Below are 816 nucleotides of genomic sequence, written 5' to 3'. Positions count from 1 at the left end.
CACGCTGCGCTTCCGTCAACTCAACTTTCATCGCTACACGCATGATTTCCCCTCCATATGACAAGGATACATGCATATATATAATAAGTCTTATTATTTATGACGCACTACACTAGCAGTGGAACGCCGAATTAGTTCAGCCTGGGAAGATCCATAGCAGGCCGGGCAGCGCCACCGTTAAAAAAGGCTTCGGTTGTTGTAGTGCGTCAGACTTGCTTTCAACGGATGTTGCTTCATTGCGCGTCTGCTTGGCTCGTTGTGAGTCCGTGCTCGCGGCTTTCCTATCCGCTTCTCTGGGGCTCCTTGGCACGCGTTCGTGGCGATCAGCGCCTGATTGCCCATTAGCTTCTTTATTGGCTGCCTGACGTTTGGCGCTTTTGCGCTTAACCAACCTCTGCTCCAAGTCAGTCTTCTGTGCGGCAAGGACCGCTGCTGTTCGCTCCGCGTTTACACAGGCTTGACGCTGCTCCTCGAAGTCGGCGCGCAGCTTCCGCAGGTCAGTCTCCACAGACGCCAGGGTTTGCAGCTTAAGCTGAGCCTTCATCTCTTCGGTCCGGGCACGTTCTGCTTGGTCGCGCTGGTGGCTGGTCTCATTGCGCGCGGTGCAGACTTCTTCGAGTAGCTGCATGACCCGGCCTTCCAAACTAGCCTTCAACTCAGTGAGCCGCTCGATCTGTGAGTGCAGTTGAGTGATACGCCGGAGCGTGTCAAACTATTTGAGACCGGTTTCGCAATTAGTTTAGGGAGCTTTTTTCAGTCTGTACGTCTCCCAGGATTGTCGCTTTTGGCATATTGATGCCGGCTTCGGTCGGCAGT

General features: G+C 53.9%; 1 protein-coding gene. It reads right to left on the bottom strand.

The genetic code is table 11. The annotated features are described in order from the left end of the window. Positions 1-136: 136 nt before the first annotated feature. Complete coding sequence (locus tag ACP7D4_RS28145; protein WP_426212735.1) at positions 137-628, bottom strand: hypothetical protein; 492 nt, start codon at positions 626-628, stop codon at positions 137-139. Positions 629-816: the final 188 nt, after the last annotated feature.

Origin of the sequence: Massilia sp. TWP1-3-3 (assembly GCF_049897805.1) — a bacterium.
In the GTDB taxonomy this organism is placed as follows: domain Bacteria; phylum Pseudomonadota; class Gammaproteobacteria; order Burkholderiales; family Burkholderiaceae_D; genus Telluria_A.
This window is presented reverse-complemented; position numbering and strand designations above follow the sequence as displayed.